The following is a 21,440-nucleotide window of genomic DNA, read 5'->3' as shown; positions in this document are numbered from 1 at the left end:
ACAAACTTAAATATAACAATGGATACTCAAAAAGGAAATACGACGGACTCATTGAATCTAAATTTTGGCTTTGCCATTGCTGATCTTTATCGACGTGATGGACTCATTAAGCTGGATCGGCTTTTTATCGATTTTTTAAGCAGCAGTGATGATGCATTGTTGCAAAGAATGGAGTCTGCGCGAGCATATCCGGAGAATCTACTACCAAAAGATGAATCAGCGCTATTGATCGATGTTGCTCCGTGGCTAGAAGACTTTATTGCACGTCTATTTGGTATTACAAGTGAAGTACAGCAACTAGCCACCCAGCATCATGCACTGGCGCCACTGTATTTCTGCAAAAGGCAATTTGTGCAACGACGTGCCAAATCAAAAATCAGTGATAATGAATTGGCAGCGATTGATGGTCTGGCCTTGGAAAAAGAACTTACACAGGAATTTGGTGGAGTATTCTCGGAATTAATCTTTGCCAGTAAAGTTGCCGAGTGGATGGAAGCAGAGGCTAACAATGAGTCGCGTTTGGACAAAGCGCTGCATTATGCCGCATGGGCTTTGAGAACTCCTGAAGGGCAGCGACATACTCGCCAAGGTATTTTGTTTTCATCCCCAGCAAAGTTGAATTACCAGAAGTTATTGTCACTAGAGACAGATGAAACAGCAGGTTATCCTGTGCACGGACTGAGTCATCATCGTGAGCGTAATGGGTTTGCCTTAAGCGATAAAGGTACCGACTTGATAGGCGCGTTAGATGAGGCCAATTATTGCATTTGGTGTCATGAACAAGGTAAAGATTCTTGTTCAAAAGGGTTTATACAAAAAACCAAATTACCCGATGAACCGCGAGAATTTAAAAAAAGCGAACTGGGTGCTCTGTTAACTGGGTGCCCATTGGAAGAGCGAATTTCTGAATTTCATAAACTGAAAGCGCAGGGTGTTGCAATCGGTAGTTTGGCGATGATCGTTGTTGATAATCCAATGTGCGCCGGGACGGGACATCGTATTTGTAATGATTGTATGAAATCCTGTATCTATCAAAAGCAGGATCCGGTTGATATCCCGCAAGCAGAAACGCGAACGTTAAAAGATGTATTGGAACTACCATGGGGGTTCGAGATTTACAGTTTGCTCACACGATGGAATCCGTTAAATCTACGTCGCCCAGTTCCGAAAGCAGCTTCAGGTCGCAAGGTCTTAGTGGTGGGAATGGGGCCGGCTGGATACACGTTGTCACACCATCTGATGAACGATGGCCATACCGTGGTTGGGATTGATGGGCTTAAAATCGAACCGTTACCGGAGTTTATATCCGGCGTCAATCAGAAAGGCAAGCATGTTCCGTTTAAAGCTATTCAACACATCAGTATCCTGGAAGAAGATCTCGATCAGCGTACCCCGGGTGGTTTTGGTGGCGTGGCGGAGTATGGTATTACTGTTCGTTGGAACAAGAATTTCTTAAAAGTGATTCGTTTGCTGCTTGAGCGTCGTGAAGAATTCGCTTTATTTGGTGGAATACGTTTCGGTGGAACGCTAAGCACTCATGATGCATTTGCGATGGGATTTGATCATGTTGCACTGGCAAGCGGAGCGGGGCGTCCAACTATTCTCGACTTACCGAATGGATTGGCGCGAGGCGTCCGTGCGGCATCTGATTTTTTGATGGGGCTGCAATTAACAGGCGCGGCACAAAGTGATTCTATTGCTAATATGCAATTGCGCTTGCCTGTGATTGTAATAGGAGGTGGTTTGACGGCGATTGATACGGCTACAGAAGCGTTAGCTTATTACCCCGTGCAGGTTGAGAAATTTTTGAGGCGCTATGAAATATTGACTGCCCTTCAAAGCGAGGATGCCGTTCGACAAACATGGGATGTAGAAGAACAATTAATTGCAGATGAGTTTATCGCTCACGGTCGAGCTATTCGCGCTGAACGTCAGGCTGCGCAGCAACATGGGCGTGCGCCGCGTATTATCCCTATGTTGCAATCTTGGGGAGGAGCGACCATCGCTTATCGGAAACGTCTGATTGATAGCCCTTCCTATACCTTGAATCACGAGGAGGTAGAAAAAGCGTTAGAAGAAGGTATCTGGTTTGCTGAAGGATTAACCCCCGAGCGAGTCAATGTAGATCAATGGGGGCATATGAATTCCGTTAACTTTTCTATTCAAAGACGCGATGAAAGCGGACAATGGCACGATTCTGGTAATGTTGAATTACCTGCGCGAGCGTTGTTGGTTGCAGCCGGAACACAACCCAATACTGTACTAGCGAGAGAGGAAAGTGAACTGTATAAGCTCAATGGTCGTTATTTTTCGGCCTGCGATGAACAAGGGAATATTGTTCATCCACAACCTGCGAACCCCAAGCCAGATACGCCCATGGTATTGATGAGTCGTTACAAAGACGACAAGGGTGAACGCTTTATTAGTTTTTTTGGGGACCTGCATCCATCTTATTCAGGGAATGTGGTTAAAGCAATGTCCAGTGCAAAGCAAGGCTATCCTACGGTAAGCCGTGTATTGGAACGTATTCAACCTGCATCTCAACAATCCGCGCAGCAATTCTTTGCAGGATTGAGCCAGCAGTTGCGTCCAACGGTTCATAAAGTTGAAAGGTTGGCGCCCAATATTGTCGAAGTCGTCATTCACGCACCGATGGCGGCAGAGCACTTTCTCCCTGGGCAATTTTACCGCTTACAGAATTATTCCGCTTTTGCATCCAGTACTGAAGACACCCATCTGGCAATGGAAGGCCTTGCATTAACAGGCGCATCGGTGGACGTCGAACATGGCTTAGTTTCTCTAATTGTATTAGAAATGGGGGGGTCTTCAGACCTTTGCATGCGTTTAAAGCCGGGTGAGCCGGTCGTATTAATGGGACCTACAGGAACGCCAACTGAGATTCCGTCTGGAAAAACTATAGTATTGGTTGGTGGTGGGCTAGGTAATGCTGTATTGTTCTCGATTGGTGCCGCTGCACGAGCGGCTGGTTCGAAGGTGCTTTATTTTGCGGGCTACAAAAAATTGGTTGATCGTTACAAGGTGGCAGAAATCGAAACTGCTGCAGATATTGTCGTGTGGTGCTGTGATGAAGCGCCAGGTTTTTCACCGACTCGCTCTCAAGATAAAAGCTTTGTTGGAAATATTGTGCAAGCGATGGTGGCATATGGCAGTGGCGAACTAGGCGATCAACCGGTTGCGCTCAGTGCGGCGGATCATATTATTGCAATTGGTTCAGATCGGATGATGGCTGCAGTGGGTGTTGCGCGTCATGATCAGTTGAAACAATATCTTAAATCAGATCACTTTGCGATCGGTTCAATTAATTCACCCATGCAGTGCATGATGAAAGAAATTTGTGCGCAGTGTTTGCAACCGCATAAAGACCCTATAACTGGAAAAATTACCTATGTGTTTTCTTGCTTTAATCAGGATCAACCGCTCGATCAAGTTGATTTCTCTGGATTGGCGACGCGTTTACGTCAAAACACGGTGCAAGAGAAACTGACCAATCGTTGGATTAAAAAATGTTTGAGTGAAGTACGATAAAGCTAAAATAAAGAGTATTACGTATTCTAAAATTTCTGAATGTAGCGATAGAAATGCCGTTACAAATATTGCGAGTAACATCGCAATATTTCTCCCAAAATAACCGGAGGGGTTGATTTGATGACCTCTCCGGTTTTCATATGAAGCCTATAACTTCTAGCCGAGAGCAATACGGTGATTAATTTGTCCTAAAGATTGCTCGACCTGATCAACCAAGATGAGGCAGAGCTCACCATCTTCTAGGTTAGAAAGTGCTGTATCGATTGCGATGGCTTCACCGACGATTTCGCTTACTTTTTGCGTACGCCGAGCATTGCCCAATCCCTCGCGTAATAGAGATATCACTTCTCCATCGGCACGTCCACGTTGACATTGGTCTTGATACAGTACTACCTTATCGAAAGCATCACCAATAATACGGGTTTGATGGCGAATATCTTCATCACGCCTATCGCCCGCAGCACTAATCACTACAGAGCGTTTTTTCGATGGAATATTATCGATAGCGGTAACAAGAGCCTGTATAGCATCAGGGTTATGGCCATAATCCGCGATCAATGTGGCATTGCGGTAATTAAAGAGATTGAAACGACCGGGCGCTGTTTGTGAGTCGCTGATAAAGCTACTTAAGCCTTCGTGTATGACTTCCCAATTAAACCCTAATGCCCAAGCGGCCCCGATCGCGGCCATTGCATTTTCAATTTGAAAATAAATGCTGCCATTTTGTGTAAGCGGGATATTCTTTAATGCAATTCTATGCTCGCCATCTTCACCAGAAGCGACAATGTGCTGACCTTGCAAATAAATAACTCGTTTATGTTGAGCGTGATGCGTTGCCAATACTGGATGATGAAGATTATCGCGAGCGAAGAAAATGACAGATCCCGGACAATATTCAGCCATATCGGCTACCAGTGGATCGGCGGCATTTAATACTGCGTAACCGTTCGAAGCAACATTCTGTACGATAACTCTTTTAACGGCAGCCAATTCTTTTGCTGTATTGACATAGGCCATGCCAAGATGGTCGCCCATGCCGATATTGGTCACAATCGCTACATTGCAGCGATCAAATCCCAAGCCTTCACGTAACATACCACCGCGGGCTGTTTCCAGCACAGCTGCATCTACATCTGGATGAAACAGTATATTACGAGCACTTTTAGGGCCGCTGCAATCTCCGGTATCAATACATTGCCCGTTAACAAAAACACCGTCGGTGCAAGCAACACCAGGGCGTTGATTGTTTTTCTCAAAAAGATTGCCAATTAATCGTGCGGTAGTTGTTTTACCGTTAGTTCCAGTAATGGCGACAATTGGAATACGCGCGTCATCATTCTTATCAAACATATAATCGATGATAGCTTCGCCAACATGGCGTCCTTTTCCGTATGACGGTTGCAAGTGCATACGCAGGCCTGGGGCGGCGTTTAATTCAATAATACCACCCCCTTGCTGTTCTAACGGATACATAATGTCATCGCAAACCACATCGACGCCACAGATATCCAATCCCACTACTTTTGCAGCAGCTATTACGCGTGCTGCTAGTTCTGGATGAACATCGTCTGTAACGTCTGTTGCGGTGCCACCGGTTGATAAATTAGCATTATTACGCAGGACGATGCGTATTCCTTTCGCAGGGATGGACTCAATGGTTAATCCCTGGGTAGCTAGGTGAGACACGGAAATTTCATCCAAACGAATTTTCGTTAATGAGGTTGCATGCCCATTACTACGCAACGGGTCAAGATTAATCTTTTCTACTAATTGCTGGATGGTATGTATGCCATCACCAATAACTTGCGGAGGATTGCGTTTCGCGGCTGCAACCATTTTGTTATCGACCACCAACATACGATAATCATTTCCTGGAAGATAACGCTCAACTAAAACACTGCTGCTGAATTCTGCAGCAATTGTAAAAGCAGATTCCACTTGTTCTTGGGTAGTAAGGTTAACTGTAACACCTTTGCCTTGATTACTGTCCTGTGGTTTTACAACCACTGGCGTACCAATTTCACATGCTGCTGACCATGCGTCATCGGCATTATCGACTTCTCTTCCAAGCGGCACAGGTATGCCCGCAGCATGTAGTAGTTTTTTGGTTAATTCCTTATCTTGTACAATCGATTCGGCAACTGCGTTTGTTTGGTCGCTTTCAGATGCTTGAATGCGGCGTTGCTTGCTTCCCCAACCGAATTGTACCAAACTGCCGTTGGTCAATCGACGTACAGGAATATTGCGTGCAATGGCAGCATTTACGATTGATCCAGTGCTTGGTCCGAGGCGAATATCCTCGTAGAGATCGTGTAACTGAGAGAGTGCATCAGTTAAATTAAACGGCGTATCTTCAATTGCGGCAGTACACAGTTGTTGTGCAATCTCAAACGCGAGTCTGCCAACTTTTTCTTCTGTATATTCAACTATCACCCGATACGTATTCGGTTCAGGCGTATTCGCAGTACGACTAAATGTAATTGGACAGCCAATTTGTGTTTGTAGTGTAAGGGTAGTCAATTCAAGTACATGTGTTAGTGTAATTGAATCATAATGACCGGCTGTTTGCAGTAAAGGCATTTCTGGAAAGCGTTCACGTAGGCGCGTTTCAAAGCCACCCTGCAAATTGATTTTGTTTTCAGAATCACTACAAAATATAGTTGCTTCAATTGAAGTGTGTTGACTCCACAAATTAGGGCCACGTAATGCTCGGATTTTTAATAATTTCATAAATAAATTCCTTGGGGATGCGGATTAATTAAAGGGTCTTGATTTTCAGGTTTGAATTTTTGTTGGTTTAAGCCAAATGTTTCAATGCCTCTTCGTATAAGATTGATCTCTAACCCCAGTGCCCAAGTAGCTGCAATGGCAGCTAGTATATTTTCAATTTCCTGAGTATTCGGTTGAGAAGATGATTGAGAGGATATTTCCGATACTTTGATTAGCGGCAATTCATGTGTTCCGGTGATTAGAATGACAGTATTCTTACGTAGGATTACAGCGCGCTTATTGTGTGTAGGTCCGGTGCCATTTGTACAGTGTTGCGCAATTACAGGTGACTTAGGGTCGCTGCTAAAAAATATGACTTCACCGTGACATAATTCAGCTATTTCAATTACCATTTCATCTTTGGCATTGAGAATCGCAGCACCTGTTGGCAATATTATATTTTTTTCTACGTCATCAAGCGCCGCCGCAGTGGGCGTCACAGCATCTATTTGTGTACGCAATACAGTAAAAACCTGCTTGGTTGTTTCAATATCGTTACGACCGGTATGGCAACTTACATCAATGTTGGTAATAACGCCAACCTGGCAGCTATCATAAGCAAGTCCTTCACTCAATATGGTATCAAAGCCATTTTCAAATACCGCAGCTTCAGCGATCGGATTCATTAAAGTACGATTGGCAGCAGTCCAATTCGCACTGTCATTTTTGTCGATTTGTCGATAATCGAGATAAAGTCCATTACTAGACGCTAATCCGGTGCGCTTACCAGAAAGAATTAACAGTTTGGCGATGAGATAAGAAACCGCTGTTTTTCCAAAGCTGCCAGTGACTCCGACGATGGGAATGCGGCCATTATCATTGACGGGAAATAAATTTTCGACGATTGCTTGACCGACCGGCCTTGGTGTTCCAACTGCTGGTTTAATGTGCATTAATAAGCTTGGGCCAGCATTGACTTCAACAATAGCACCACCTTGTTCATGTAATGAACAGGCAATATCTTTTACCACCAGATCTATTCCGGCAATATCTAAGCCGATGATACGTGCTGCCAATGATGCAATCGATGCGGTGCTAGGATGAACTTCGTCAGTGACATCGAAAGCATGGTTGCCATTACGTTGAATTAGAACCTCCATGCCGGGAGGAATAACCGAGTCAGTATCATAGCCTTGATGCGCGATCTCCATTTTGGCGGCGCTGTCCAAGCGTATTAAGTTGAGTGGATGATCTTCTGTATTTCCTCGGCGTGGATCAGAATTAATTTGTGATTCAATTAGCTCAGAAATAGTGGAATGACCGTCCCCGATAACTGAAACCGAATCTCCACGTGTTGCGGCAACCAAGTTTCCACCAACAATCAACAATCGATGCTCGGTTCCAGCAATATATTTTTCAACCAAGACTTCACTGCCTTCGCTGAGTGCAATTTGATAAGCGGATTCAATTTCTTCGCGTTTTGATAATTCAATAAACACACCCCGACCATGATTGCCATCACAAGGCTTTATCACCACGGGTAAGCCAATATCTTCAGCCGCCTCCCAAGCCTCTTGAGCGCTAGAAACAATCTTTCCTTCAGGAACTGGTACGCCACATGACTGCAATAGCGTTTTAGTTAAATCTTTGTCGCGTGAAATACTTTCGGCGATTGCAGGAGTGCGATCAGTCTCGGCTGTCCAAATATGGTGACACTTATTACCATAGCCCAACTGCACTAGATTACCTTTGCTTAATAGCCGAATAATAGGGATATTACGGGCCATAGCAGCTTCTACGATGCAAGCTGTCGATGGACCTAGCCAAAGTGAATCCACCATGTCGCGAATTTTTCTGACGGCACCGGCTATATCGTAAGAAGGTGACGAAAGCTGCTCGAAATTCATTGCGGTTAAAATTAACTCACGAGCAAAATGCATTGCTGTTTTGGTAATTTCGGCATGCCAGGCGCTAACAACAACATGATAAACACCCCGTGCAGATGTTTCGCGCGCTCGACCAAAACCTCCTTTCATGCCCGCGAGATTTTGTAACTCCAGCGTTACATGTTCAAGAATATGACAGGGCCATGTGCCTTCTTTGACGCGACGCAGAAAACCACCTTGTTCTCCGTAGCTGCAACGATGTTCAATGAGTGAAGGTAGCCATGCGGACAATCGTTCATAAAATCCGGATATCTTGTCGGATGGAAAATCTTCTAACTCCCCTATATCGACCGTTGCTTCTAGAGCTGGGTAATAGGTCCAGCGATTGGGGCCATTTAAGTGCTTGAAATCAATAAATCTAAGATCTTTTTTTGTGGTACAAGAACTAGAACTTGAGTATTCAGACATAAAGCAAATGAGTCTTAAAAGAGATATCGTAATAACGCTACCTGAATCAATAAGTTTACAAAGAAATAAAAATAATACTTAATTATTCTAGATGCTCAGGCGGTGCGGTCAGAGAGTAGAAGGAGTGTGATGATTTGTTAAGTTGCTAATTTATAATAAGGAAGTTTGTCATAATTTCAATGAGTGGAGTACGATACTTCAAACTAGACAGGTTTGGATGCTACCAGAAAGAGAATACAAGGGATCAAACAAATTCTTAAATTGCTACGATGACCCGAATTGCATCTAAGCGAAGTTGCGCCGAATTAATGGCGATTGTCGCTTGTTTTAGCAATTGATCAAAAAAATCGATTTCTTCATCGCGAACACTGGGATTGATCTGCTTTAGAGCACTGAGTCTTTTAATTTCAGGCAGAACGAGTTGTTTTATTCTCTCATGGGATTGTGAAATAATCTTGGGTATTTGCTTGTTGGCGCGCTCTTCGCTAAGTGTAAATAGATTAAGGATGCTGTTTTCCTTTAACTGAATCACCTGCTTAGCAATATTGATAGCAACGGGTACAAGCATTGGATTGATCGACTCGTGACTGAATTGCGCTTGATAGTTATTATTTCCCTCATCAACCAAAGTTCGAACCAAGGTGGGTGGCAGATAATGATTGATTTGCTGAAATCCAGTGTAGTGTGGTTGTACAATAAAAAGGCATTCCAATAATAAGGTTCCAGGTGATAAATTTTTATGCTGGATAGAAGTAACCACTGCGTTACCTGACTCGCTTCCCGTGATTCTATCCAGCGCATGCAAAACCATAGGGTGTTCCCAGGTTAGAAAATGCATATCTTCGTTTGCTAAAGCTACGGATCTCGAGTAAGTGATGATAGCGCCTTCATCATCCAGGCCAGGAAAAGGAATGGTCATATGCTCGCTGGGTTCAATATGGAAGCTGCCCGAGCGATGTTCTTCGATATGAACACCGCAACAGTCAAAAACTTCTTCCATATAATGTGAGAGTGATGAGTCATTTTCTTGAGAGAATGCAAGCTGTAATAACTCGTTTGCAGCTTCGGAACGAAACGAATGATATTCCAATAATTTATCGCGTCCGCGTCGCAGTTGGTTATTAACGGTTTCACTAATAGAACGCGTCACACTAAGTAGATTCGGCAGCTTATCGAGATTCGTTGGTGCTTGATGCAAGATTGCAGTTAGCTCAGCTTCGATTTGCTTAAAAACAGTTTGTCCTATGGGGCAGGTTTTCTCAAATGCATTGAGTCCTTCATGGTACCAGTGAAACATTACAGCCAATCCGCTGTTTTCTAAATAGGGAACATGTATATGGATGGTGCTAGATTGACCAATGCGATCAAGTCGACCGATACGTTGCTCCAGTAAATCAGGATTCAGCGGCAAATCGAACAGTACCAAATGACGAGCAAATTGGAAATTGCGACCTTCACTACCGATTTCTGAGCAAATTAAAACTTGGCTGCCATCATCGTTATTGGCAAAGAGTGCAGCCGCACGATCACGTTCAATCAAACTCAAGCTCTCGTGAAAGATAGGAGCATGTCTGCCTGTTAGTATTTTAAGTGCCTTGGCTATATCAAGTGCTGTTTGCGCGCTGGCAGTAATAATCAGTATTTTTTCTGTTTTTAGTTTCTTCAGTAAATCTTGCAACCATGAAATACGTGGGTCAATTGCCGTCCAATCGATATTGCCAGGCTCAGATCTGGATTGGTATAACAATTCAGGATTCAAAAGCAAATGGGGTTTCGATGCATAGGGCTCAGTAGGATCTTGTAAGCATTGGTGATATTGCTCAGGTAGCGGCAGTGGCGCTGGGAATAATTTTCTTCCAGGGAATCCTTTAATGGTGGCGCGATTATTACGAAATAGGATCCGACCAGTGCCGTGCCGATCAAGCAATTGATCAGCAAGTGATTTTTTTATTTGACGAATTTGACCATCAGTGACTTTTTTGCGTATTAATTGCGTTAACAACTTTGTCGATTCGGCAGAGCCTAGAGTTTTAGCGATGATTCGCTCATTGCTCGGCGTCAACGCTTTGTCGTTTAATAAATTCTCAATCGCTTCAGCGATGGGCTCATAACGCTGCTCTTCAATTATAAAATCAGAGAGTGTAGTAAAGCGATCGGGATCGAGGAGTCGTAGACGTGCAAAATGAGCCACTTTGCCTAGCTGTTCAGGCGTGGCTGTCAGTAATAAAACTCCACTAGTGCGGGCCGATAGTGCTTCAATCATGCGGTATTCTTGGCTAACCGAGTGCTCACTCCATTGCAAGTGATGTGCCTCATCAACAATGAGTAGATCCCAGTTTCCGGCTAATGCGGATTGAAACGATGAGTCATTATTACGAAGAAAGTCCAAGCTACATAGTACTAATTGTTCTGCATGAAAGGGATTATCCTCCGGTGCGCTTTGCTGCATGGATTGGTATCGTGGTTCATCAAAAATGCTGAATCGCAGATTAAAACGTCGTAGCATCTCAACCAGCCACTGATGAATCAATGTTTCTGGAACGATCACTAACACGCGTTTAACGCGCTCTGTTAAGAGTTGCTGGTGAAGGATCAAGCCGGCTTCAATGGTTTTTCCCAGTCCTACTTCATCGGCCAGTAAAACTCTAGGAGCATAGCGTTGTGCAACTTCATGTGCGATATAGAGTTGATGCGGTATCAAACTGGTTCGAGTACCTATTAAACCGTACAACGGCATTTGTGCAAACCGGTGGCGCATTAGCAGTGTTTGATAGCGAACTTGAAACCATTTGTTTTGGCCAAGTTGTCCCAACATCAACCGATCCATCGGGCGATTCAAGTGTACCTGATGCGCTAAATCTGCTTCGGGCAGTTCTATTTTTTGATCAGCTGCTGTTATTCCAGAATAAAGTACCAAACCATTCTGTTCAACAACGTGTAAGACTTTCAAAGTAACGCCATCTTGACTGCTGATCATGTCATTCACCCGGAAAATAACCCGTGTCAATGGCGCAGAATCTTTCGCATACGAGCGAACTTCACCGGTTGCGTTAAAAATAATGTTGATGACTCTGGGGTAAACTGTTTGAATCGTACCTAAGCCTAATGACAAATCCACATCACAGATCCACCGTTGACCTGTCTTAAAGTCACGCATGTAAGTTGATCAAAATGAGTTTGTAAAACGACATAAATGATGGCATAGCGTATTCCACGCAGTTGAGAATGTGTTTAACTGCGATACGGGAGAAGTATTCCAGGAAGTAATCGGGATTAGAAACGAGCGAATGCTAAAATTTTACCGGTTAGTATCCTTTCTATCGCAATAGTGCAGATGAATACTAACCGGAAGAGTAAGTTTAGTAATATTCCTGTTTAATGTGATTGTTATTATTTGTCCTATCAATATAGGAATGACTAGAAATTCAGGAAAAGATGCGTTACAAAATTGTGCATCATTTGATCTGGACGAGCGCTATGCGGTCTATTAATGAATTGATTCATATAGCCCGCCTCGATAGTAGCATACTGATTAATCTTATAAGCCAATCCAACAAATGCCCTATTCTGATCGTAACCGCGAGAAATAAATCCTGGATTACTAACGGTATTCATTGCGATGAATAACTCACTTTGAACGATAAAACTCAGATTCGGATCTATTGGTGTTATTGGAACGGCCAGTTTAACCAATTGACGAAATCGATGGGCCACATCATTGTCGCCACGCATGGGCGCATTATGATCAAAGAATCGTTGCTCAAAGCGACTACGTAGTGACAGTCTTCCGATTGGGAAATTATCGGCCCAGGTCACTTGTTGCCAGATCCGGTGTTCATTAAATGGGTGCGCGACTGAAAGCGGTTCTGCCGTCGGCGCCCACGCATAACCAACCCACGCCACCAATTTATCGGTTATCGCATAGCCTACACCAGGGCGTATCAAGGATTGCGTGAATTGCGTAGCATCATTACCAAAGCGTCCTTGTCCTTCCATCCACCATCTGAATTTTTTCAAATCCGGATTGTTTGAATTGATGAAACCAAAATTGCCTTGTGAGAAAACAGCACCCCACACTTGAAAGTCTTCGGCTGTGGCATCAGCAAATGCTTGCTTTACTGAAGAGATACTTAGCAATGCTACGAAAATTAAAACTTTTATTTTTTTAATCATTCTATTTCCCTTTGTGACAATTATTATTTTGTAATATAGCAATCAACACATATTATTAATTATTACGCTCAGCACCAAAACAGCCTATCATTTAGACTTGATAAGCTGTTAATTGAGTATTTCTTTTTCTCTATATTAGTTATGACGATCAATTTAAACCACTTTAATCGTAAATCTTATGTCGTAAACCTTATGTCGTAAACCTTACGTCGGTAGTAAGGCGGGGTAACTATAACATGGCTAGTGTTAAGAATATGTTAACAAGAAGCCTTGTCGCAGCAAAGGTTTTTGTTTTTGTAGGTCGAGTTTTATCAATGTTAAATCTTTACAAGATTCCGGAAAGAATGGTTTGACAAAACGTTATACGACTAGGTAATGTTCATCATTCTAGCTTTTTGAGTACAAATATTAAGCTGGATTAGGCTGGATTGATGAATGGAATTAAAAAATCATTGGAAATCTATCAACGGTCTGCATCTATTTACAAAAAAATAATAGAAGAGAATTATAGAAATTTGCTAATTAATTGGAGAGATGTGATATGAAAAAAGTGTATTGTGTTGTTGCTTTATTAATCTTGTCAGGATGTGGAACTAGTAGAGACTATACGCCACCTGTCGATGCCTCTGGGGAACAAATTTTTAGCACCGCCTGCACCGAGTGCCACAAACCTGTGAGCGCAAACGTTGCAATGGTTTTGAGTGGAAGTAATGCCAATAAAGATGCGATCGTTAAGAAATTTCAAACGGGTAGTATACGTATGCCTGCTTTTAAGAATATTCAAGGTGAATCCGCAAATCGTTTAGCAGAGTATATTTTAGCGAATAGCCAAGTCAACAAATAAAGTAGTCGGTTGAAACGGAACGATATAGCAGTTAACGTTTGCTAGGGTAAGATCAAGCGGTTTGCAGATTAAGCTTCAGTACTGAGATTTTGTACGATATCTAGTATCGGATGCATCAAAAATGCTTGGCTGGCACAGTACTCTAAATAGCTTGTGACTTAACTGGTTTTTGCTATGTGCCACAAGTGGCTGTTTGCTGTTATGATGGGTTGTTAGGTATTTATTTTTTGTTTTGTTAAGGCAATTATATTTTGTTTAAGCCTGCATTGATAGAGCCTTCGGCTTACTGTCAACTTGATATTGTGCAGTTCAAGTCAAGTTGTGCCGCATGCAGTTTGCGTGAATTATGCCTACCAGTGGGCTTAAATGAAGATGAAGTGAAAAATCTAGATATCGTCAGTCAGAAGCGGAAAATCACTCGTGGTGGTTATTTGCATCATGCGGGAGCAAAATTCCAATCTTTGTATGCTGTTCGGAGTGGTTTTTTAAAGACCTGTATTCTAGAGCAAGACGGGCGTCATCAAGTTACGGGTTTTCATATGACTGGGGAATTGCTCGGCTTGGATGCAATTAGTAGCGATGTGCATACCTGCGATGCAATAGCGCTTGAAGACAGTGAGGTTTGCGAGATTCCTTTCGCGAAGTTAGAGGAAATCAGTCGAGCCATACCTTCGTTAATGCGTCATTTTCATAAAATCATGAGTCGTGAAATTGTTAGGGACCATGGAGTAATGTTGTTATTGGGCAGCATGAAAGCTGAGGAACGCTTGGCTTCCTTTTTGCTCAATTTATCGCGCCGTTTTTATATACGAGGATACTCTGAATATAATTTTAATTTGCGTATGACGCGCGAAGAAATAGGCAGTTATCTGGGATTGAAACTTGAAACAGTTAGTCGTGCTTTTTCAAAATTCCAGGATGAAGAAATTATCATCGTGGATAATAAGCATATACAAATTAAAGATATCAGTCGCTTAAAAATGAAATTAAATAATTCGGATGTCAGTTAAAGTGATGAGAATTCTTGTTGGAAGCTGTATCTAAATAGTGCAAATAGGCCAGAACAGAAAATCTGGTGCGTCATTTTCCAGTGACAACCCTAGCAATCGGGTCACGTGCGGACCAGAATTTATCAAGCAAATAACTCCTGATTTACTACATACAGTCCAAATTATTTTTCAGTCAATGAAAGAGTTTTAGGAAAATTCATTTAACTAACAAAAAAGAGATCAATATGAGTGCTAGCAAAAAATTAACCACCAACTTCGGATGCCCAGTCATTGACAATCAGAATATCATGACCGCCGGACCACGTGGACCGCAATTGCTACAAGATGTATGGTACCTGGAGAAGCTTGCACATTTTGATCGCGAAGTAATTCCTGAGCGACGTATGCATGCAAAAGGCTCTGGTGCTTATGGGGTATTTACGGTGACACAGGATATTACCCAGTATACGCGTGCTAAGATTTTTTCTACTGTTGGTAAAAAGACGGAAATGTTTGCGCGTTTTACTACTGTGGCTGGTGAGCGAGGTGCAGCCGATGCGGAAAGGGATATTCGTGGTTTTGCAATGAAGTTTTATACCGAGGAAGGTAATTGGGATTTAGTTGGCAATAATACACCGGTATTTTTCCTGCGTGATCCGCTGAAATTTCCTGATCTCAATCATGCAGTGAAACGTGATCCACGTACCAATATGCGCAGCGCAAAAAACAACTGGGATTTTTGGACATTACTGCCGGAAGCACTACATCAGATCACTATCGTCATGAGTGATCGCGGTATCCCAGCTTCATATCGCCATATGAACGGTTTCGGCAGTCATACGTTCAGCTTCATCAATGCAAATAATGTGCGCTACTGGGTTAAATTTCATTTGAAATCGCAACAGGGTATCCGTAATCTCACTGATGCAGAAGCTGAAGCCATTATCGGCAAAGACCGTGAAAGCCATCAACGTGATCTGTATGAGAGCTTGGAAAGAGGTGATTTTCCTAAATGGACGATGTACGTGCAAATTATGCCGGAAGCAGACGCTGCAAAGGTATCCTATAATCCATTTGATCTCACTAAAGTGTGGCCGCACAAGGACTATCCATTAAAAGAGGTTGGCGTGATGGAACTGAATCGTAATCCCGAGAACTTCTTTGCTGAAGTAGAGCAATCTGCTTTTAATCCAGCCAGTGTTGTACCGGGTATTGGTTTTTCTCCAGATAAGATGCTACAAGGACGATTGTTTTCGTACGGTGATGCACAGCGCTACCGCTTAGGTGTAAATCATCATTTAATTCCAGTGAATGCGGCACGTTGCCCAGTGCATAGCTATCATCGAGATGGTGCTATGCGTGTGGATGGCAATTATGGCAGTACACTGAGTTATGAACCTAACAGCGAGGGTGAATGGAAAGATCAACCAGAGTTTGCTGAGCCTTTACTGGATTTGAGTCAAGCGGCGGGTCATTGGAATCATCGTGAAGACACTGATTACTACTCACAACCAGGTGCTTTGTTTCGGCTGATGGGAAAGGAACAACAGCAAGTTCTTTTTGAGAACACCGCGCGTTCTTTAAATGGCGTGCCGCGCGAAATTCAGATCCGCCATATTCGTAATTGCCTCAAAGCTGATTCAGCCTATGGTGCAGGTGTTGCCGGAGCGTTGGGTATCTCATTAACTGAAGTTCCGCAATAGATAGAGCTTAGAGATTAACCTGATGAGTATAACTGTTACGTCAATAGTCTCATGTCAGTGTAGCGCCGAATCAGGTGCCTCTATTGTAATTCTGTTTGGGAAATTGATCCTGGTTGATAAGGGTTGATATCAATTTTTTGAGCGTGATTGGTAATTTCATTGGCTAAAATTTCCGCGCTAGCAGGCGCCATAAGTATTCCATAACGGAAATGTCCGGCATTCATGAATAAATTTGATAGCGCAGAATGTCTACCGATATAAGGCGAGTTCTTTTTTGTAGCAGGACGTAATCCGGCCCATTGTTTAATGATCGGCATTTTATCCAGTAACGGCAGTATTTCACACGCCTTTTTCATTAGGCTATTACGCGCCGTAATGGTAATTTCTTTATTAAAGCCAACATCTTCGATTGTGCTTCCTACAAGTAGGTGCCCATCTTGTCGTGGGATCATATAAACATCATTTTTTATCAAAATGTTAGTAATGGGGGGTTCATTAAATTTAAATAAGAGCATTTGGCCCTTGATGGGTTTTATATCTATCCCTAAAGCATAAGATCCCAGAAGGGCTTTACTCCACGCACCTGCGCTGACGACATAATAGTCTGCGAAAATCTGACCTTGTGCAGTTGTTAATGAAGAAACATTATGATTCCGTATGTTGATTTGATTGACTGCGCAGTTTTTGATAATTTTTCCACCTAATCGTAAAACGCTCATATGTAATGATTTTAGTAATCGGGGATTGCGTACTTGCGCAATATCTGGCATTAGGATTGATGAATTATTTTCTTGGTCGCGGTGATTGCTGGGTATGTGTTTCTTATTTAAGTGAATATCCGTATGTGAGGCTGTAAGATATTGGATTTTGGTAGGGTACTGTAGGAGCCAGCCCTCAATGGTTTTTTTGTCAACAAAGGATAAAATTCTTATACCCGAGACTAAATACTCGGGATCGATCCCAGATGTTTTATATAATTTTGACGCCCATTGTGGGAATAATTGAGCGCTGTATCGAGAAAGTCTATTGACATCATCTGAATAATCCCAAGGGCAAAGCGGTGATAAAATTCCTCCGCCTGCCCAAGATGATTCTAGGCCGATTTCATTGCGTTCTATCAGAGTGACTCTAGCCCCTTGCGACAAAAGCTTCTCAGCCGTTGCCAGTCCGATGACTCCTGCGCCAATAATGACGATATCCTGCTTCATAAGAAGTTTTAGCTATTTCCTAGATGGAAGATTTCCATATATGTTTGAACACTAGTAGCATTAGATAACTAAATCGAACAATTGGTTACCTAAATTGGTTAAAAGATGGAATATGTATTAACCTAATAAGTAATCGTGTGATTAATCGCGGTTTCTATTAAGATTAGAACGATCAGGGTTCCAGGGAGATCAATCTAGCTGGAATTGTAAAAAAGAACAACTTCAATTATGCTATGGCTTGTAATCTAACTTGAAAAACGGGAGATAGAATTTTACATGAATAAATTATTGTTATTATTGATAGTCGCGCTGACAACATTATTTCTGGCAGCTTGCGAAGGAAAGAAAAGCTTGGATGGCTATCCAATGGACAAACCACCACCTTCAGCTTATGCTCCTAGAGATTCTGAGCCGTCATTAGATAAAGCTGACGATAAATAAGAAGTGCTGATATTGTAACGATCATTACAATATTTTCAGCTTAATTTTCTTAACCCCTAGCCTTAAAACTAGGGGTTAATTTTTTCTTATTTGAGAAAGGAAAATTCAGACCCCTGCGAATTACAGAATTTCTTGATAAACCTTAACGCGCTATTCGGTACCTTTTTAGACAGTGACGGGCTCTTACAATAGTTTTTGACAATTTTGATAGCTTCCAGTACATTCAAGCCCTATAGAAAAAGGAAAAATGGGTTCTTTTCCCTATATCCGACCGTGTACCAAGTACTATAGAACTCTTCTTGCAGCCCACTCTCACAGGAGTAAGCAATGTACCGTTTCGGACTAATCGTGACCCTTCTTACAACAGCTGCGACCTTGGCTTACGCCGCAAGCGAGTCTTTTCACTACGAGGACCGCTCAGCACAGCTCGGTCCGGACTCCAGTATCGTTGGCACGTCAACCACCGACGTGAATCTTGTCGACGTCGATGGTGACGGCGATCTGGACGTGTTCCTAGTAGAAGGCACCGATCGCATCGATGGCCGGCCCAATCGGTTGCTCATAAATGACGGTACGGGCAACTTCGTTGACGAGAGCGCAGTCAGGCTACCGGTACCGAACAATCAGAACAGCACAATCGCCGACTTTGGAGACATTGATGGCGATGGCGACCTCGACGCAATCGTCGGTGGCGTGTTAGGTGAAGAATTACTCCTGAATAACGGCTCCGGTACGTTCATTCGCGCCACAACGCAAATCCCGCCGCCGACAATCAATCCGTCGCTCAACCGTTTCGACATTACTGCTGAAGCTCGCCTGCTTGACGTTGACGGTGATGGCGATCTCGACATCCTGCTGGCTAATGAGAATCCATTCAATCCGTCACCGACCGGCGGTGATCAAAATCGGTTGTGGATCAACGATGGTTCGGGCCACTTTACCGACGATACCATGGCACGATTACCGGACCGCACCGACCAAACGGGCGCGATCATCGGTGGCGACATTGATGGCGATGGCGACCTCGACCTGATCGTACTCAATCGTGGTCAGGACTTCGTGCTCATCAATGCCGATGGACTGGGCCACTTTGTCGACGAGACTGCGGCCCGATTGCCGATCACTACCGACACCTCTCGAGGCGGCGCACTGGGCGACGTCGACGGCGATGGCGATCTCGATCTACTGGTCGGCAATAGTCGCAACGAGGCCGCTGCTTACTATAGCAACGATGGCAACGGCGTATTCACCGTCAAGGATTTCGACCACATCCCGGGTAGTTCCGAGACCATCACCGGCTTAGTACTGGTCGATCTCGACGAGGACGGCTACCTCGACGTATACCTGCCCAACGCTGGTGGGTTTCTTGCTGGCCACGGCTTCCTCGGAGGCCCAGATCGTTATTTTCGCAACAAAGGTAACGGAAAGTTCAAAGAGCGCACCAACAAGCACTTCGATCCCAACGAAAGCAATCCCACCACAGCTGCCGCTTTCGGTGATCTTGATGGCGATGATGACTTAGATCTGGTTACCGGCGGCTCTGGACCAGGCGGCACCGAGCGCCTGCTCATCAACCTTCCCCACTTGTATCCTGTCAGCACAAGTTGGACAAAATAGCGTGATTGCCTAAGAAAGTGTTTGGATGACTCTGGTTCCATCTACATAAAGATACCAAAAGTCCCATAGGATTTGAGACCTTTGCAAAACTACCTACTTCTGCTGCAGATTCTTAAGGACCTGCAACAGAAATGAGTGGTTTTGCAATAATGGAATGGACGCCCACTACCCTAAACGGCATCAAAGTGCCAAAGTAATGGTGCAATAAAGCCCACTAAACAAGAGAGGAGCGTCCGACATGAAGATTACAACGATAGGCATTGATTTGGCAAAAGAAGTATTTCAAATTCACGGTGTGGATGCGCAAGGCAGAGCTGTGTTACGCAAGCAGTTGCGCCGAAGTGAGATGGCGAAATTCTTTGCTAACCTTGAACCCTGTTTGATCGGCATGGAAGCTTGCGGCAGCGCACACCATTGGGCTAGGAAATTGGAATTCTACGGTCACACGGTGAAGCTTATGGCACCACAATTTGTCAAGCCATATGTCAAAACGAATAAAAATGATGTAGCAGATGCGCAAGCCATCTGCGAAGCAGTAGGCCGGCCGACGATGCGTTTTGTCACCAAAAAGACCGTTGAGCGACAATCGATTCTGTCGGTACATAGAGCAAGGCAAGGTTTTGTGAAAGCCCGGACGGCGCAGGGAAATCAAATACGTGGTTTACTTGCTGAATTTGGCATTGTTTTATCTCATAGAATTTGCACGATCACTCAGAAAATACCGGACATACTAGAAGATGGTGAAAACGGGCTGACACAGACCATGCGACAATTACTAGCACGCTTGACTGATCACCTGAAAGAACTAGATAGGCAAGTCAATGAACTGGAAATACAAATTCAGCGCTGGCACCAAGATAACGAAGCCAGCCGGAAGCTGGCAAAAATCCCTGGTCTTGGCCCCATTACCGCAAGCGCCATCGTAGCCACCTGAGGTAACGCACGAGAATTCAAGAACGGCAGGCAATTAGCGGCTTGGCTAGGTCTGGTTCCCAGACAACACTCAAGCGGAGGTAAGCAAGTCTTGCTCGGTATCAGCAAACGGGGTGATAGTTATTTGCGTACCTTGTTAATTCATGGTGCACGCGCCGTAATCCGGTATGCCGATAACAAGGAAATATCTGACAACTGGCTTGGAAAAATATTGACCAGGCGCAATAAAAATGTAGTGGCAGTCGCTTTGGCCAACAAAAATGCGCGTATTATTTGGGCACTCCTGACCAAAGGCACTTCCTTTAAGGCCAACTGCGTACCAGTGTAACTGGTATTGGAATTAATTTGATTAACAATCGATAAAACAGACTGGTATTTTAAATAGGGACAATTTTTCACAGATTGCTAGGGCAATCATGACATGATGGCGAATCTGGTAAGACCGTAAATAGCTTAACCTTAACGAGACCTGGCACTTCGAGTGCGCTGCAATGATCAGGGGCTATTTAGCGAATTCCATCAGGGATAGGAGAACCTTCTCCAACTATAATCCGAATGTATGGCTGCAATCTAAACCAATTCATCATCAACAATTGAATCCCTTGCAAATTGTGGGCGTCCATGTAAGGTTTCTCTGGATAACTCTAACTCAACTTCAGTCAGCGCCTTCTGGCGTTTGCCTACTGCAGTCAGTTCTCCCCGTTTTTCAGCATAAACCCAGTTCTTTAGCGTACCCTTGGACAGCGACAGTCGCTTTGCCGCTTCAACCAACGTCAATCCACTTGCTTTGAAAAACTTAACTGATTCCTTACGAAACTCCTGACTATACTGTGTACGCGGTAATTCCATCTTCCTCCTCCATTTCATTCCTCATTTTATGAAACTTCGGACTCCATGAAAATCAGCATACCTCATCGCTGCTT

The 21,440-nt window shown here is 43.6% G+C and carries 12 protein-coding genes and 1 pseudogene; 7 read left to right on the top strand and 6 right to left on the bottom strand.

Going from position 1 to position 21,440, the window contains the following annotated elements; translation table 11 throughout:
* Positions 1-18 precede the first annotated feature (18 nt).
* Positions 19-3,546, top strand: a complete 3,528-nt coding sequence (locus tag W03_RS11865; RefSeq protein ID WP_244073540.1) for an FAD-dependent oxidoreductase — start codon at positions 19-21, stop codon at positions 3,544-3,546.
* Between the two features lie 156 nt (positions 3,547-3,702).
* Here the strand turns inward: W03_RS11865 and cphA (W03_RS11860) are convergent, their stop codons facing one another.
* From cphA (W03_RS11860) to W03_RS11845, 4 genes are all read right to left on the bottom strand, one after another.
* A complete protein-coding gene (gene cphA / locus W03_RS11860; RefSeq protein ID WP_244073539.1) occupies positions 3,703-6,276 on the bottom strand; it encodes a cyanophycin synthetase in 2,574 nt (857 codons plus the stop codon).
* On the bottom strand, positions 6,273-8,609 hold the full coding sequence (cphA, locus tag W03_RS11855; protein WP_244073538.1) for a cyanophycin synthetase: 2,337 nt from the start codon (positions 8,607-8,609) through the stop codon (positions 6,273-6,275). Before cphA (W03_RS11855) ends, cphA (W03_RS11860) begins: the two co-directional genes overlap by 4 nt.
* Before the next feature lie 256 nt (positions 8,610-8,865).
* Entirely contained in the window at positions 8,866-11,766 is a 2,901-nt protein-coding gene (gene rapA, locus W03_RS11850) for an RNA polymerase-associated protein RapA (protein ID WP_244073537.1), read from the bottom strand.
* Positions 11,767-12,026: 260 nt separating this feature from the next.
* Entirely contained in the window at positions 12,027-12,782 is a 756-nt protein-coding gene (locus W03_RS11845) for a DUF2490 domain-containing protein (RefSeq protein ID WP_244073536.1), read from the bottom strand.
* Positions 12,783-13,323: 541 nt separating this feature from the next.
* On the opposite strand from W03_RS11845, the gene W03_RS11840 reads away from it, so the two are divergent.
* The 3 genes from W03_RS11840 to W03_RS11830 all read left to right on the top strand — a co-directional run bounded on the left by W03_RS11840 (position 13,324) and on the right by W03_RS11830 (position 16,318).
* A complete protein-coding gene (locus W03_RS11840) occupies positions 13,324-13,626 on the top strand; it encodes a c-type cytochrome (RefSeq protein WP_244073535.1) in 303 nt (100 codons plus the stop codon).
* 269 nt (positions 13,627-13,895) lie between these two features.
* On the top strand, positions 13,896-14,636 hold the full coding sequence (gene fnr, locus W03_RS11835) for a fumarate/nitrate reduction transcriptional regulator Fnr (protein ID WP_375792735.1): 741 nt from the start codon (positions 13,896-13,898) through the stop codon (positions 14,634-14,636).
* A 224-nt stretch (positions 14,637-14,860) separates the two neighbouring features.
* Complete coding sequence (locus W03_RS11830) at positions 14,861-16,318, top strand: catalase (protein ID WP_244073533.1); 1,458 nt, start codon at positions 14,861-14,863, stop codon at positions 16,316-16,318.
* An 80-nt stretch (positions 16,319-16,398) separates the two neighbouring features.
* Here W03_RS11830 and thiO read toward each other — a convergent pair whose 3' ends face one another.
* Positions 16,399-17,526, bottom strand: coding sequence for a glycine oxidase ThiO (gene thiO / locus W03_RS11825; protein ID WP_244073532.1), 1,128 nt, complete (start codon positions 17,524-17,526; stop codon positions 16,399-16,401).
* A gap of 276 nt (positions 17,527-17,802) precedes the next feature.
* On the opposite strand from thiO, the gene W03_RS11820 reads away from it, so the two are divergent.
* The 3 genes and pseudogenes from W03_RS11820 (at position 17,803) to W03_RS11810 (ending at position 20,845) form a co-directional block, all read left to right on the top strand.
* Positions 17,803-17,967: a hypothetical protein gene (locus W03_RS11820; protein WP_244073531.1), complete on the top strand. Its 165-nt coding sequence runs from the start codon at positions 17,803-17,805 to the stop codon at positions 17,965-17,967.
* Between the two features lie 327 nt (positions 17,968-18,294).
* Entirely contained in the window at positions 18,295-19,584 is a 1,290-nt protein-coding gene (locus tag W03_RS11815) for an FG-GAP-like repeat-containing protein (protein ID WP_244073530.1), read from the top strand.
* A 238-nt stretch (positions 19,585-19,822) separates the two neighbouring features.
* Positions 19,823-20,845 (top strand): annotated as a pseudogene (locus W03_RS11810) (IS110 family transposase).
* Between the two features lie 242 nt (positions 20,846-21,087).
* Here the strand turns inward: W03_RS11810 and W03_RS11805 are convergent.
* Positions 21,088-21,366 (bottom strand): transposase, encoded by a 279-nt coding sequence (locus tag W03_RS11805; protein ID WP_244073529.1) that lies wholly within the window; start codon positions 21,364-21,366, stop codon positions 21,088-21,090.
* Positions 21,367-21,440: the final 74 nt, after the last annotated feature.

It is taken from the genome of Nitrosomonas sp. PY1 (assembly GCF_022836435.1).
Classification (GTDB): domain Bacteria; phylum Pseudomonadota; class Gammaproteobacteria; order Burkholderiales; family Nitrosomonadaceae; genus Nitrosomonas.
Note: the sequence above shows the minus strand (reverse complement) of the source record. Positions and strands in the feature narration are given on the sequence as shown.

Excerpts from the sequence above, each read along its gene's own strand:
- cphA (WP_244073539.1), bottom strand. The coding sequence starts at position 6,276 with ATGAAATTATTAAAAATCCGAGCATTACGTGGCCCTAATTTGTGGAGT.
- W03_RS11820 (WP_244073531.1), top strand. The coding sequence starts at position 17,803 with ATGAATAAATTATTGTTATTATTGATAGTCGCGCTGACAACATTATTT.
- rapA (WP_244073537.1), bottom strand. The coding sequence starts at position 11,766 with ATGCGTGACTTTAAGACAGGTCAACGGTGGATCTGTGATGTGGATTTG.
- W03_RS11865 (WP_244073540.1), top strand. The coding sequence starts at position 19 with ATGGATACTCAAAAAGGAAATACGACGGACTCATTGAATCTAAATTTT.
- W03_RS11815 (WP_244073530.1), top strand. The coding sequence starts at position 18,295 with ATGTACCGTTTCGGACTAATCGTGACCCTTCTTACAACAGCTGCGACC.
- W03_RS11845 (WP_244073536.1), bottom strand. The coding sequence starts at position 12,782 with ATGATTAAAAAAATAAAAGTTTTAATTTTCGTAGCATTGCTAAGTATC.
- W03_RS11830 (WP_244073533.1), top strand. The coding sequence starts at position 14,861 with ATGAGTGCTAGCAAAAAATTAACCACCAACTTCGGATGCCCAGTCATT.
- cphA (WP_244073538.1), bottom strand. The coding sequence starts at position 8,609 with ATGTCTGAATACTCAAGTTCTAGTTCTTGTACCACAAAAAAAGATCTT.
- W03_RS11805 (WP_244073529.1), bottom strand. The coding sequence starts at position 21,366 with ATGGAATTACCGCGTACACAGTATAGTCAGGAGTTTCGTAAGGAATCA.
- W03_RS11840 (WP_244073535.1), top strand. The coding sequence starts at position 13,324 with ATGAAAAAAGTGTATTGTGTTGTTGCTTTATTAATCTTGTCAGGATGT.
- thiO (WP_244073532.1), bottom strand. The coding sequence starts at position 17,526 with ATGAAGCAGGATATCGTCATTATTGGCGCAGGAGTCATCGGACTGGCA.